Source organism: Reichenbachiella versicolor, from assembly GCF_003171675.1.
Classification (GTDB): domain Bacteria; phylum Bacteroidota; class Bacteroidia; order Cytophagales; family Cyclobacteriaceae; genus Reichenbachiella; species Reichenbachiella versicolor.
Genome location: NZ_QFZQ01000005.1, coordinates 196,263 through 209,743, shown reverse-complemented (window position 1 = coordinate 209,743; position 13,481 = coordinate 196,263). Strand labels below are relative to the sequence as shown.

The following is a 13,481-nucleotide window of genomic DNA, read 5'->3' as shown; positions in this document are numbered from 1 at the left end:
TGTGTATGTTATATCGATTGTTCGATGTTTGTTTTAATTCTATTCTCTATATCCTCGGTATTCGCTCTTTCGAAATCTTGACCTGTGATCTTTTCGAATAGCTCTATGTAACGATCGGAGATCGAATTTACTTTTTCTTCGGTCATTACTGGGATTTTTTGTCCTTCTTTTCCTTGAAAGCCTTCAGATATCAACCACTGACGTACAAATTCCTTTGAAAGTTGTCTTTGCTCTTCGCCTTTTTCTTGAAGACTTTCATACGTGTCTTTGTAAAAATACCGTGAAGAGTCTGGTGTGTGAATCTCATCTATCAGTGTGATTTCATCATTGTATAGGCCAAATTCATACTTTGTATCTACGAGGATCAAGCCTCTCTCAGCTGCCATCTCAGTTCCTCTCTGGAAAAGTTTCTCTGTATAATCTTCCAACTGAGTGTAAAGACTTTCTTCTACGATACCCTGAGCTATGATTTCTTCTCTGGAAATATCCTCGTCGTGCCCTTCGTGAGCCTTGGTAGTAGGAGTAATGATAGGTTGAGGAAGTTTGTCATTTTCCTTTAGCCCTTCAGGTAATGGAACTCCACAGATCTGTCGCTTGCCGTCTCTGTATTCTCTCCATGCGTGACCCGCTAGATAGCCTCGGATCACCATTTCTACTTGAAAAGGTTCGCATCTCTTACCGATAGTTACAGATGGATCTGGTACTGAGTCTACCCAGTTGGGTACTATGTCAGCAGTAGCTGCTAGGAATTTTGCGGCAATTTGGTTGAGTACTTGCCCTTTAAAAGGGATGGGCTCAGGTAGTACTACATCAAATGCAGATATCCTGTCTGAGGCTACCATGGCGAGTTTGTCTTTAAACTCATAAACGTCTCTTACTTTTCCTGTATACTTTCTGATCAACCCTTCGAACTGAAAGTCTGTAGATTTTAGCCCTTTGCTCATGGCTGCAAATGTAAGGGAAACTGACAGACTATTCTATATTAGAGTTGGTTAGAAGAGCTAACTCTGGAACTCTTCATGACCATTGCAAATCTGCATGGGTGGATGGAGTGAGATCTTCCCATTTTCTATGAGGGTTACTTTTTGACGATCGAGTAAGAATTCTAGTGCGTTTTCTTTAGTAAACGAATTGCCGGAGCAAGAGGCAAAACGAACGTCATTACCCAATGTACTACCAATATTATCAACTAGCTGCTCGGGTGTCCATACGGCATTGTTGCCTTCTATTAGGAAAATTAGTTTATGAATGTGTTTGATGTTGTTCATGCGAGTCGTCGGATTAAACCCGCTTCATACACTGGAGTTTAGTAATGAGATTTTAAATAACAATAATGAGGGAGACTTAGAATGGTTGACCACCATGCTGCATGGCAGTAACGAAGGGCACTATTGGAGATGATGGTGTTTTTCACTAATTATTTTTTGCATAACAATCAGTTCGGGACGCTCTGGATCGATATAGTTCGCGGTTCTATTTATCTCTGAAAAACCACATTTGGTATAAAATGAAATTGCTGAATCGTTAGTACTCAACACGTCAAGTTGAATTTCCTGAATTTGTTTTTTTCGGCAAAAGTTTTCAATAAAATCAATCGATAATCGACCAATGTTCTGACCTTTGGCTTTCTTGAGAAGATAAATCTTCTTCAGGTAGAGGACTTTTTCATTGGTTAAACTCAGCTTAAAATAACCTACATCTTCTTGTTTACCGCTGATTATAAAATACATTGATTCATTGTGTTCAATGTCCCTTTCCAAAAACTCAATGCCAAATGTTTCTTCTAGAAATTGATTTAATGAATCTTTATTCAACCAAGTTTCACTAAAGGTCTGAATATAAGTTTCCTTACCAAGTATTGATAATTGAATGAGATCCCCTTTTTCAATTTTTCTAATGGATAACTTGTTCATTGAAAGACTTTAATTGGTGTTAAAGTTTAGTGTTTGAAGGGGGTGGTAAATAGCACTGAATTTTAGTCAACAAACAAATGTAATAATAGCTATATTCAGTGTTTTAGCTAGTTTTTATTTCAAGATTGAAGTGATCTACCTTTTCACATTTACCAAAAGTAGATTCATAAAACTTGACTGCTTGTTCATCTTCCGAGTGCGCGTCAACGAAAATTCCTTCAATTCCGTTTTTTGCTGAATAATTCTTTAAATGCTCAATTAATTTCTTTCCTATACCCTGATTATGAAATTCTGTTTTCACAGCTATATCATAAATATACAATTCACTCTTATCCGTATAATACCCCTCGAGTTCATATGCAGTCAATCCTCCAATTACTTTATTTTCATAGATTACTGCAATTGCAAGAAAATCAGGTTTGCTCAACAGTCTTTTCAATTGTCTTTCTGAAGCCACTTCATTAGGCTCTTCGAAAACCTCATTCAATAGTTCTACAAGTTCTGTGAATCGCTCGATATTATTTCCTTGAATTCTCGAAATTTCTAGGTTACTTTTCATCTTGGGATTAAACTAGATGCAGTTACGTTTCTATTGCACTTAAGCGCTCGCTATTGGCTACCATTCTTAATTTAATATAGATTATAAGTTTAAAGTAAAAAAAGTGGTCATGTTGAACAGGGTAAAACATATAATTTGTAATTGGGGTGTGCAGAGTCTCTTTGCTATGGCTGTTTTTTTGAGGTGATGGAGATTTTGAATGGTGAACCGCCATACAGCCTTGGCACTAATGGAGCTCTAAACATCTTCACTGCATTCAAGACCGTGTCAGAGACACTACTGATTCATTTCCTGTATCAAGACGCAGTCTTAAAGCAACTGGGCCTCTTCTACCTCTGAGCCGCCCTGCAGACATATCAAATGTTAGAGATATTTTTCGTCCTCCATTTGCATACAATGTTTATATCGTTTCTGCTGATTCTCTCTAGAACTAGTTTCAATTTCTTCTACTATTTCTAAAGGAGTCATGTTGATAAATGACTTACAATCGTTAATGCTTTTGATTTTTAAACTGGAACATGAACTGCTAAGATTATCCTTAATCGAAGACTTAATATAAGAACTGAAAATCCAATGTACTGTGATCCATTGAAATGATACCCATCCTCCAAATGACATATCATGCTTTCTGTTTACATAGTAAGTCGTAGAGCCATAATAAAGGTGGTAGTAATTTTTATTGTTGATTTTTGCCGACTGATAAAGGTAATGAACACCTTCATTCAATTCAAATTTTATGTTAAACCGATATGGTGTTAAATCTTCTATGATAAAATTAGAGAGTTCATTAAGAGGTGACTCTTTATTGATAGATTGAAGTTTACAGCCTATAATTTTTGCTAAATACTTGAACAAATTTCGTTTTTGAGTTAGCCAATCAAGTTGAAAAATACTCTCAAAGTTTAAATTTTGTTGTTCTAATAATAGATGATAATTTGATTCTATATAACTCATGAATTGATCAAAACTGTTGTCGTGAGGGTCAGTTTTTGCGTTATTGCAATCCGCACATATAGAATTTTCAAATTTGACCAAGGGAGATTTGTATGATTCGATTCTTTCTTCCTCTTTAGGTTGGCCGTTTTTGATCAAATACAATGAATCCTCATTCTTGTACTTTTTGCCGTACCCTTTTCTTAGTAGAGAAGCTTTGAATTTGTGTTCCCCCGTTAAAGGTAAGTCACCATTACAAATCCAGCATTTCGCCATATATTTTATCTCTAACAACCGAGTAATAACACTCCGTTTTTCTTTCGTATTGAATACAATACTATAAACGACAATAATCAATTACAAACGACGGGAATACATAGTTTACTCTAGTGCAGAATCAGTAAAACAGTCATTAAACCCATAAAACCACACCAAAACTCTCAAAAAACGACGCCACGCAGTTTAGAATGACAAAAACCCAGAAAAAATAACCCTTCGCTGAAAAAAAATGGCGCTACGGAGATTTTCTGGGGTCATTCGCACATTTTCAGGGGCCATTCGCTGTTTTTTGAGTGCCATTCGCTGATTTTGAAGGGGTATTCGCATGCGAATGGCTATAAAAAAGTGCGAATGGGCCTTCCAAAACAGCGAACACCCCTTCCAAAAGTGCGTAGAGCCATTTTTTTCAGCGAATAGGGGCAGAATAATAGCGAATGGCGGTTTTTTAGCCGTTTCTGGAACAAAAACCTGCTCAAACCCTATTCATTTATAGCGTTTGTTAGCGGTGTTTCAACCTTTCAACTTTATTCATTTGTTGAAATGCATGATTCTCTCTATTCATAATTAAAAGACCACCACCAATGTAGTCATAGGGTTCTCGCTCATAATAACTTTCTTCAGATTTATACTTTTGATAAAAATTCAAATGGTCACGTCCTTTCTCCTTCATCCAGTACATACTTAAAAACCTGTTAATACACTGTGATCCAGTATGTGGCCAAATGCCTAAATGATCAATATTTAAGTGTGACTTTACTTTTCTGGAAACTGTTTTTTTAAGACTATCCCTTATCCATATTTCAGCCTTATCGCGTATGGCTTTTTTTAATCCTTCGTACCAGAAATACCCATTGGGAAGTATCAAGTAGTCAGGAAGGATTAAATCTTCCTCTGTCAACTTACTCATCCCAATGTAATTCCATGCATCTGTTCCTCTCAATTTAGGCCTGAAGTACATATTTTGAGGGAAGCATATAATATCATCTGTTTCAAAAAATTGCGGGTCAAACGATTTTTTGATGCTAGATATAGAGTAATAATTGTATGGCTTTACAATAAACAAGTTAAATGTGTCGTCTGAATCGATATCGTGGAAAATTATTAATTTAACATATCCGAACCCTAGATTATCATCCAGTTTAACTTCAAAGATTGCTCCTGTTCTTAGATCTTTTATAGTTGACATTAGAATTTTAGGATTACCGCTATTGACCAGATATGGCACGTGCCTCTGAACCTATTTAATACCTACTAAAGTATCGGATTTAGAGAATAGTTTCAAGTAACCCCTAGGTATGTGCTATATCGCTAATATGTGCCTTGAACGGTGAATATTCTCTCAAAAGAGAGGCGTTCCAAAAGATGAAAGTCCTGTATGCGCTCCAAAGGCGACTGGGGAAGCAAAACAAGCGGCAAGGGTGGTGAGAGAGATCCTACATTTGAAGTAAGCTAGCCCCAAATTCCCTCTAGTTCCCGCCATGTTTCACATGGTGGTTGCGCAACTACCAGTCCGTTTGAATCACTGAAAGAATGTAAAGAGCCATGTGGTCGATAGCGTCTAACTATCATTAGTAAGCAAGACTATTCAATTTCTATAAAAATATCTGATCCCACCAGCCCTTGCAAATAGCTCAGCTAGCTTATGGATGATAGTATCTATTGTTGGGCTTTTTATTCATTTGATACAAGTTCAAATATTTGTTCTGGTCTGACATTAAAAGCTTTAGCAATTCGGAATGCGGTTATAGTAGAAGGAATAAACTTTCCTGTTTCTATTGTATTGATGGTCTTGCGAGAAACACCAATCATCAAAGCTAACTCAGCTTGTGTCATGTTTCTTTTGGCTCTCTCTACTTTAATAGTATTTTTCAATTCGAATTCAGCCATTAGCAATACTCTTGTTATAATAAATAAAAGCAGATAACGCTACTGTAACTGCAATGAAAATAGATATTTCGGCAGAAAGGATACCTGAAATGTCAAATGAAAGAAGGGATAAAGCCATTATTGCTAGTTGAGCCAAAACAACAGTGATAAAAGCTATCCGCCATGATTTCAATCGATTTAACTCAACTAGTTCATCATTTAGGATTTGTGCCGCTTGTTTTACTTTCTTGACTTTATACCCCATCCGAAACATTTGAATCAAGCCCAATGTCCATGTTAGCCATCCTAGTAAGCTAATTGTTGTGGCATAATTCACCATTTTATTTTCAGGAAAGTGGTTAGTAACGATTCTAAAACCATCCCAAAAAATAAATCCGATTAGAAAAACAAGAAGCCAAGTAGTTCTCATCTTTTCCAATTCTTCAATCTGCGATTCTAAATTTTTCATGTGTGTAACTTTAAGGCGTATAAAAGTAACTCTTAGGTTACAAACCTATTTAAAATATAGTAAATACATTTCGTTCAAGAAGAATTTAGATTAGTGACTTGCGAAATGCTCTACAACATCACTGTATCAATCGTGGCGTGTGGTTTAGTATAAGTTTCCCTTAATTCCCGTCATGTTTCAAATGGTGTTTGCGCAACTACCATTCCGTTTGAGTCATTTAAAGGATGTAAGTAGAAAACAGGTCTGTCCAAACTAGCAGAGTGCACCATGGCGAGATCAGCGATTGTTAGGGTCTTTTTTCATCTTCATTCTAGACTGGACTGTAGAATATTCATCAAATGAATAGCTTAAATCTATAGTCAGTTCTTGGTCTCGAAGTTCATAGATGGTTAGATGTTTTTGTAGTAGCGGATTGTCTTCAGATATTAGAGTTATGAAGTCTGCAGTCGTTGAAAGTTGCCACTTACCTGTTAGGTTTTGTTGATATGAGGAGACTGAACCTGATTCAATGTATTCAGCTTGATTGGTTAGTCTAAAAGTACTGTCCAATCTCAGATCAATTGAATAGTTCAAGTCTATGAGAGAGTCAAATATATAAGTTGTTATATTCGAAGAAAACATCTCAAAGTTCCACTTTCCAATCAATTCAGTGTAGATCTGCTGTTGTTGAGAGTTTGTAATTCCTTCAGTTTTGGTTAGAACAACCTGAGATTCTGTAGGATGATCCATATTTTGATGATCGATAATGAATGATAAACTATCACCGTCTCGATTCTTTAAGTAGAATATGAAATCGTCTAACATATTATGTCTATCGGTAATCTGTAAACAATGATATTGATTGCTTTTGTGAACTTTGTAAGTAGCAAAGGAGGTTGTTCCGAAATGTTCCCTTTGAATAACAACATTGACCTGTCCACTATCTAAGAAATGAAGTGTCCAGCCATTAAAAAAATCATAATTAGAGGAAGTTACCCAGTGTGAATTTTCAAAGTCTTTAAGTTGAATCTCTCCTTTGCTGTTTTGAAAAGGGTAGAGAATCATAAAATCGTTAGGTTCTTTTTTTACCCTCAATACTAAGCTGTCTGGAGAATGGTTGTCAACGCTAACCCTTAGACCGTTTGCTTTAAAAGTTGAATTACCACGCTTCTTTTCGAGTTTCACAGATTCAGGTTCATTTACAAAACTGTGAGATATCACCTTGTTTTTTGAAACTTCAAGGAGACCACTAAGTTTATGGTATGTTATGAATGCAGGTGATATATAATATTGATCTGTAGATCTGGTGTCAACTTCAACTGACAATGCTGAAGAATCAATAGTCTGGGCATGACTTACTCTCCAAGTTCCTTCAATGCTTTGAGATTGAACAGTTATTGATGCAATTAAATAGGCGGCTAATAAATAAAATTTCATTCTGTTCTGAGTTGACCCTAACAACCGAGTAATAACACTCCGTTTTTCTTTCGTATTGAAACACAATACTATAAACGACAACAACCAATAACAAACGGTAATCTACAACACATATATCCTTATTTACCTAACCCAAAAAAACAAACCAAACCCCTCAAAGAACGACGCCACGTAATTTTGAATAACAAAAACCTGCTCAAACCCAATCCCAACACCATACTTAACACTCCCACAAGCGCAGTTTAACTTCCTAAGACCATGTTTCAGTTTCCCCAAAGCATACTACACTTTCCTTTTAACACACTTCAGACTACCCAAACAATACTTTGATCTCCCTAGAGTATACTCAGCAAACCCAAAACCGCACTTTAAATTCCTAAAAGCATAATTCATCCACCCGAGAGCACACTTTCCGTACCCAGCTGCATACTTTGATCGCCCCAGAGCATATTACATAAAAAGTAAAGAGTAGCGGAGTGAAAAACTTACAAACGAAACACAGACACTTTCATAAAAGCTTAGACACTCTCTTATCGTCGAGGTGAACCCTCAAGTAAGACTATAATTAAATGCGTTTACCCCGTTTTGTTTCTGGCTAATAGAGGCATTCCCCCAATAGAACCATATATTTGCGAACATTTCGAAAAGCTGTTTTTTCGAAAGTATTTGACAGATCGGTGGGTTTGTAGCTGTCGATCAAAAACTTAAAAAACAAAATGAAAGTATTGAAATTTGGAGGAACTTCAGTAGGTACTCCAGCCAACTTGAGAATCGTAAAAGACATCCTAGCATCTGGTAAGTCTGGCGAAAAAACCGTTTGTGTGGTTTCTGCGCTTGGAGGAGTGACCAATCTGCTACACGAGTGCGCTACCCAGGCCGCAGAGTGTGATGAGAATTACGAAGAAAAGATCGCCCAAATCGAGCAAAGACACCTAGATACCATCAAGGACCTTTTGCCCGTACAAGGCCAGTCAGCCACATTCAGCAACTTCAAGATTTTGCTCAATGAGCTAGAAGACATCATGAAGGGAATCTTCCTGATCAGAGAACTATCCCCAAAGACACTAGATAGAGTATTGAGTTTTGGCGAAACTTTCTCGTCCAATATCATCGTGGACTACTTGAGATCAGAAGGATTGAAAGTGACCTTAGCCAATACCAAAGAGCTGATCATCACAGACAGTGCTTTCAACAATGCAAACGTCGACTTCGACGTCACCAATCAAAACATTCAGGAATTTGCCAAGACCTCCGAAGACCTAGTACTCGCACCAGGATTCGTTTCTGCCGATAAAGAAGGAGTCACTACTACCTTGGGTCGTGGAGGATCAGACTATACAGCAGCTATTTTTGCCTCAGCGCTCGATGCACAAGCCTTTGAGATTTGGACAGATGTCAATGGTATGATGACTGCCGACCCGCGTCAAGTAAAAGGAGCTGCCTCTATAGAAAAGCTTTCTTTCCAAGAAGCCATGGAGTTATCCCACTTTGGAGCCAAAGTGATCTATCCTCCGACTATACAACCTGTGTTAAACAAGAGGATTCCAATCAAGATCAAAAATACATTTGAAGTAGAAGCGGCCGGTACTACTATCTGTGAAGAAGGAGGAGAAGGTAAACAATACGTGAAAGGACTATCAAGTGTGAGAAATATTTCTCTGCTCAATTTGAGTGGAAGTGGGATGATAGGTATCCCTAAGTTCTCATTCAGACTATTCAAGGCACTCTCCGAAGCCAAAGTCAATGTCATATTCATCACACAAGCCTCATCAGAGCATTCTATCTGTGTAGGAATCGACGATCAAGACGTAGAAATCTCTCAGGAAGTCATCAACGAAGAGTTCCAATATGAACTTAGTCTGAAGAAAGTCAACCCACTAGAAGTAGAAACCGGACTCGCAATAGTAGCGCTAGTAGGAGATAACATGCACGACCACGTAGGAGTAGGCGGTCAAATGTTCTCTGCCCTAGGAGAGAATGGTATAAACATCAAAGCCATAGCACAAGGAGCCTCAGAAAGAAACATCACAGTAGTGATTGAAGAGAAGCACTTGCGCAAAGCCCTGAACGTACTGCACGAGAGCTTTTTCCTATCCCAGAAAAAGACCATGAACCTTTTCATGATCGGAATAGGAAATGTAGGAGGAACCTTCATCAATCAAATAGCCGCTCAGCAAGAGTATCTATTAGAGCATGAAAATGTAGACTTGAGAGTAGTAGGTATCGCCAATAGCCGAAAGATGTACTTCGAAGAAGCAGGCGTGAACCTTGAGACCTACAAGGATCAGTTAGAAGATAAAGGTGAACAAATGGATGCCCAAGCATTCATCCAAAGAATCGTAGATATGAATATGCGAAATAGTGTATTCGTAGACAATACTGCCAATGCTGATATCGCGGGTCTTTACAAGCAAGTGCTGAGCAAGACAATCTCAGTAGTGACTCCAAATAAAATAGCGTGTGCTTCAGACTATGACAACTATGTAGATCTCAAGCAAACCGCCAAAGAGTACAAATCAAAGTTCCTTTTTGAGACGAACGTAGGAGCTGGACTTCCGGTGATCACTACGCTAGGAGATTTGGTGAAGAGTGGAGATAAAGTAAATAAAATCCAAGCGGTCTTATCAGGTAGCTTGAATTTCATCTTCAATACTTTCAAGCCAGGAGTGAAATTCGCTGACGTAGTCAGACAAGCAGGCGTAGAAGGGTACACCGAGCCAGATCCGAAGATAGATTTGAGCGGTGTAGACGTGATGCGTAAGATTTTGATCTTGATCAGAGAGAGCGGAGTTAAAATCGAGCTCGATGAGATCGAATCAAAAAGCTTCATTCCTGAAGAATGTATGAAGACTACGACCAATGAAGAGTTTTATGCATCACTAGAGAAACACGATCAGGTATTCCAAGATATCGTGAAAGAAGCTGAAGCCAATGGATGTAGATTGAAAGTTGTAGCAACATATGACAATGGCAAAGCCTCAGTTGGACTAGAGCAGATTCCAAGCGATCACCCATTCTATGTATTAGAAGGTAGTGACAATATCGTCCTATTCTATACCAATAGATATGTGAACCAGCCTCTAGTCATAAAAGGTGCAGGTGCAGGAGCAGAAGTAACAGCATCAGGTATATTTGCGGACGTAATGAGAATAGCACATAGCTAATCTTAGAGCTAGAATTATGAAAGTTCCAGAGCAAATTCAAGTATTTTCTCCATCTACCATAGCCAACGTAGGCTGCGGATATGACGTATTAGGTTTCGCCCTAGACGGAATAGGAGAACGAATGACCGTCACTCGTAGAGATGACGGTAAGATGGTGATCGAGGAAGATGATAGATTCAATCTTCCTACCAACCCTCTCAAAAACGTAGCTACTGTCGCTGCCACAGCTCTTCTCAGAGAAGCAGGCATCAACATGGGATTCACTTTTGCATTCGAAAAGGAAATCCATCCAGGCAGTGGAATGGGAACCAGTGCATCAAGTTCGGCAGGAGCAGTATTTGCAGTCAATGAGATGATAGGTCTTCCATTCAACGAGCAAGAGTTAATCACTTTTGCTATGGAAGGTGAAAAACTCATTTCAGGAAAAGCACACGCGGACAATGTAGGACCAAATATCTTAGGAGGCTTTACACTAGTAAGAGGGTATGACCCATTAGACGTTTTGAGGCTACCAGTACCAGAAGACTTGTACGTCGCTATCGTCCATCCTCAAGTAGTCGTCAAAACTACCGATGCTAAGAGAATGCTCAAGAGTCAGGTGAAACTTGAGCAAGCAGTGAATCAGTGGGGAAATGTAGGAGGACTAGTTTCAGGGCTGTACGAATCTGATTACGATTTGATTGGTAGGTCGATGGTAGATAACATTGTCGAGCCTACTAGGAAACTTTTAATACCGATGTATGACGACGTGAAGCAAGCCGCGATGGATTGTGGAGCAATTGGAGCCAGTATTGCAGGTTCGGGGCCATCTATTTTTGCATTTACCAAAGGAAAAGAAACAGCAGAAAAGATCAAGGAAACCATGCAGTCACTTTACGATGAGGTGGGAATTCTCGCCTACACCTATCTATCTAAAATTGGAAAATCAGGAGTGAGGACTTTGGAGAGTTTATAGGCCGTGGTTTAGACTATAGACTACAGTTCATAGAAGAGATGAAGCAAGGAAATTTCAAGTTTGAAAAGCTCAAAGTTTGGGAAAAGGCTATCCAACTCTCAAACGATGTTCATATGATGACTAGAGATTGGCCAAAAGAAGAGATGTATATATTAACATCCCAGATTAAACGAGCCACAGATTCTATCTCCTTGAATATTGCCGAAGGATGTACAGGTCAATCCGATGCCGAGTTTAAGAAGTTTTTGAGTTACTCCAGCAGATCAGCATTAGAAGTAATCAATTGCCTCTACCTCGCCAAAGGAAGAGAATTAATAGACCAAAGTTTATTCGATACTAAGTACGAGTACGTCGGAGAGATCGTAAAAATGATTTTTGGACTAAAAAACTCCATAGGAAAATAAAAATGCTAAAGATCATACCCTTTAAAAGCTTCTTATTAAATCTATTTAGTGACTTAAAGACAAGAGCCTGTCCCCAACAGTCTACCCACTATCAACTCTTAACTATGGACTATCATCTATCCTTCGACTATTGTCTATTAACTATCATCTATCAACCATTAACTATCTAAAATATTATGAAATACTACAGCACTAATAAATCCGTACCAGAAGTAAGTTTTGAAGAAGCCATTTTCAAAGGCTTGCCAGATGATAATGGGCTGTACATGCCAGATACTATTCATAAGCTAGACCAATCTTTCTTTGACAATATCGAGAATATGTCACTGGCAGAAATCGGCTATGAAGTAGCCTCCAAATACATAGAAGATGAAATCCCTGCTGAAGACCTCAAGAAGATTGTAGCTGAGACGATGAACTTCGACATTCCAGCTGTAAAAGTGGAAGAAGGCGTATATTCATTGGAGCTATATCACGGTCCCACGCTGGCATTCAAGGATGTAGGAGCACGGTTTTTAGCAAGGTGTTTGAGCTACTTTTCAGGAAAGAAAGAAAAGAAAGCTACGATTTTGGTAGCTACATCTGGAGATACTGGAGCTGCTGTAGGAGCTGGATTCTATGGAATGGAGAATATCAATGTAGTGATTCTTTATCCAGGAGGAGGTAAGATCTCAAAGATTCAAGAAAAGCAATTGACAACATTGGGAGGGAACATCACTGCATGTGAAGTAGATGGAACTTTCGATGATTGTCAGAAGATGGTAAAAGATTCATTCTTGAATCCAGAAATGAAAGACAAATTCAATCTAACGTCAGCCAACTCTATCAATATGGCTAGATTGATCCCTCAGTCTTTCTATTATTTCTGGACATATGCACAGCTTAAGTCAGTAAGTAAGGACATTGTGATCTGTGTGCCTAGCGGTAATTATGGAAACCTGACAGCAGGCCTGTTAGCCAAAAAAATGGGCTTACCAATCAGACAGTATATAGCAGCCTCTAACGCCAACGATATCGTACCGGCCTATATTCAGTCAGGGCAATTCAATCCTAAGCCATCCGTGATGACTATGTCCAATGCTATGGATGTAGGAAATCCAAGTAACTTCTTCCGTATGAATGACCTTTTTGGAGCTTCTTGGGATGTTTTCAAAGAAGAGTTGGCAGGATACGCTTATGATGACAAGCAAACAGGTGAGTGCATCAAACAAGTAAAAGATGATACTGGCTATTTACTAGATCCACATGGCGCAGTAGGATATTTAGGATTGAAAGAATATATGAACGACTACCCTGCTGAAGTAGGAGTATTCTTAGAAACTGCACATCCAGCAAAATTCGGAGATGTCGTGGAGCCAATTATCAATGAACCAGTCGTCATGCCAGATAGATTGAAGGCATATGCAGAAGGAACCAAAGTAGCTGAACCAATAAAAGCTGATGTAGCTCAGTTGAGAGTAGTATTAGAGAAGGTTTCGAATTAGTTCTTTGATCTATAGCCCTTAAGGGGTGTATTTTGTTAG

13 protein-coding genes are annotated in these 13,481 nt (G+C 38.5%); 4 read left to right on the top strand and 9 right to left on the bottom strand.

Annotated elements, in window-relative coordinates; all coding sequences use genetic code 11:
- Positions 1–8: 8 nt before the first annotated feature.
- From DKG80_RS11400 to DKG80_RS11360, 9 genes are all read right to left on the bottom strand, one after another.
- A complete protein-coding gene (locus DKG80_RS11400; RefSeq protein ID WP_109831470.1) occupies positions 9–944 on the bottom strand; it encodes a phosphoribosylaminoimidazolesuccinocarboxamide synthase in 936 nt (311 codons plus the stop codon).
- Between the two features lie 57 nt (positions 945–1,001).
- The gene (locus DKG80_RS11395; RefSeq protein ID WP_109831469.1) at positions 1,002–1,268 is read right to left on the bottom strand and encodes a DUF2492 family protein; all 267 of its coding nucleotides are present in this window, start codon (positions 1,266–1,268) and stop codon (positions 1,002–1,004) included.
- Between the two features lie 120 nt (positions 1,269–1,388).
- Positions 1,389–1,913, bottom strand: coding sequence for a GNAT family N-acetyltransferase (locus tag DKG80_RS11390; RefSeq protein WP_109831468.1), 525 nt, complete (start codon positions 1,911–1,913; stop codon positions 1,389–1,391).
- A gap of 103 nt (positions 1,914–2,016) precedes the next feature.
- The gene (locus DKG80_RS11385; RefSeq protein ID WP_109831467.1) at positions 2,017–2,472 is read right to left on the bottom strand and encodes a GNAT family N-acetyltransferase; all 456 of its coding nucleotides are present in this window, start codon (positions 2,470–2,472) and stop codon (positions 2,017–2,019) included.
- Between the two features lie 363 nt (positions 2,473–2,835).
- A complete protein-coding gene (locus DKG80_RS11380) occupies positions 2,836–3,681 on the bottom strand; it encodes a hypothetical protein (RefSeq protein ID WP_109831466.1) in 846 nt (281 codons plus the stop codon).
- Between the two features lie 502 nt (positions 3,682–4,183).
- Entirely contained in the window at positions 4,184–4,870 is a 687-nt protein-coding gene (locus tag DKG80_RS11375) for a hypothetical protein (protein WP_109831465.1), read from the bottom strand.
- A gap of 485 nt (positions 4,871–5,355) precedes the next feature.
- On the bottom strand, positions 5,356–5,571 hold the full coding sequence (locus DKG80_RS11370) for a helix-turn-helix transcriptional regulator (protein WP_109831464.1): 216 nt from the start codon (positions 5,569–5,571) through the stop codon (positions 5,356–5,358).
- Positions 5,564–6,019, bottom strand: a complete 456-nt coding sequence (locus DKG80_RS11365; protein ID WP_109831463.1) for a hypothetical protein — start codon at positions 6,017–6,019, stop codon at positions 5,564–5,566. Before DKG80_RS11365 ends, DKG80_RS11370 begins: the two co-directional genes overlap by 8 nt.
- A 276-nt stretch (positions 6,020–6,295) precedes the next feature.
- On the bottom strand, positions 6,296–7,435 hold the full coding sequence (locus DKG80_RS11360) for a hypothetical protein (RefSeq protein ID WP_109831462.1): 1,140 nt from the start codon (positions 7,433–7,435) through the stop codon (positions 6,296–6,298).
- Positions 7,436–8,151: 716 nt separating this feature from the next.
- Between DKG80_RS11360 and thrA the strand changes: the two genes are divergently transcribed.
- From thrA to thrC, 4 genes are all read left to right on the top strand, one after another.
- On the top strand, positions 8,152–10,599 hold the full coding sequence (gene thrA / locus DKG80_RS11355) for a bifunctional aspartate kinase/homoserine dehydrogenase I (RefSeq protein WP_109831461.1): 2,448 nt from the start codon (positions 8,152–8,154) through the stop codon (positions 10,597–10,599).
- A gap of 16 nt (positions 10,600–10,615) precedes the next feature.
- Complete coding sequence (locus tag DKG80_RS11350; RefSeq protein WP_109831460.1) at positions 10,616–11,554, top strand: homoserine kinase; 939 nt, start codon at positions 10,616–10,618, stop codon at positions 11,552–11,554.
- Positions 11,555–11,592: 38 nt separating this feature from the next.
- On the top strand, positions 11,593–11,958 hold the full coding sequence (locus tag DKG80_RS11345; protein WP_109831459.1) for a four helix bundle protein: 366 nt from the start codon (positions 11,593–11,595) through the stop codon (positions 11,956–11,958).
- Between the two features lie 176 nt (positions 11,959–12,134).
- The gene (thrC, locus tag DKG80_RS11340) at positions 12,135–13,442 is read left to right on the top strand and encodes a threonine synthase (RefSeq protein WP_109831458.1); all 1,308 of its coding nucleotides are present in this window, start codon (positions 12,135–12,137) and stop codon (positions 13,440–13,442) included.
- The last annotated feature ends 39 nt before the right edge of the window (positions 13,443–13,481 follow it).

Coding starts and splice junctions, on each gene's coding strand:
- DKG80_RS11400 (WP_109831470.1), bottom strand. CDS start 944: ATGAGCAAAGGGCTAAAATCTACAGACTTTCAGTTCGAAGGGTTGATC.
- DKG80_RS11395 (WP_109831469.1), bottom strand. CDS start 1,268: ATGAACAACATCAAACACATTCATAAACTAATTTTCCTAATAGAAGGC.
- DKG80_RS11390 (WP_109831468.1), bottom strand. CDS start 1,913: ATGAACAAGTTATCCATTAGAAAAATTGAAAAAGGGGATCTCATTCAA.
- DKG80_RS11385 (WP_109831467.1), bottom strand. CDS start 2,472: ATGAAAAGTAACCTAGAAATTTCGAGAATTCAAGGAAATAATATCGAG.
- DKG80_RS11380 (WP_109831466.1), bottom strand. CDS start 3,681: ATGGCGAAATGCTGGATTTGTAATGGTGACTTACCTTTAACGGGGGAA.
- DKG80_RS11375 (WP_109831465.1), bottom strand. CDS start 4,870: ATGTCAACTATAAAAGATCTAAGAACAGGAGCAATCTTTGAAGTTAAA.
- DKG80_RS11370 (WP_109831464.1), bottom strand. CDS start 5,571: ATGGCTGAATTCGAATTGAAAAATACTATTAAAGTAGAGAGAGCCAAA.
- DKG80_RS11365 (WP_109831463.1), bottom strand. CDS start 6,019: ATGAAAAATTTAGAATCGCAGATTGAAGAATTGGAAAAGATGAGAACT.
- DKG80_RS11360 (WP_109831462.1), bottom strand. CDS start 7,435: ATGAAATTTTATTTATTAGCCGCCTATTTAATTGCATCAATAACTGTT.
- thrA (WP_109831461.1), top strand. CDS start 8,152: ATGAAAGTATTGAAATTTGGAGGAACTTCAGTAGGTACTCCAGCCAAC.
- DKG80_RS11350 (WP_109831460.1), top strand. CDS start 10,616: ATGAAAGTTCCAGAGCAAATTCAAGTATTTTCTCCATCTACCATAGCC.
- DKG80_RS11345 (WP_109831459.1), top strand. CDS start 11,593: ATGAAGCAAGGAAATTTCAAGTTTGAAAAGCTCAAAGTTTGGGAAAAG.
- thrC (WP_109831458.1), top strand. CDS start 12,135: ATGAAATACTACAGCACTAATAAATCCGTACCAGAAGTAAGTTTTGAA.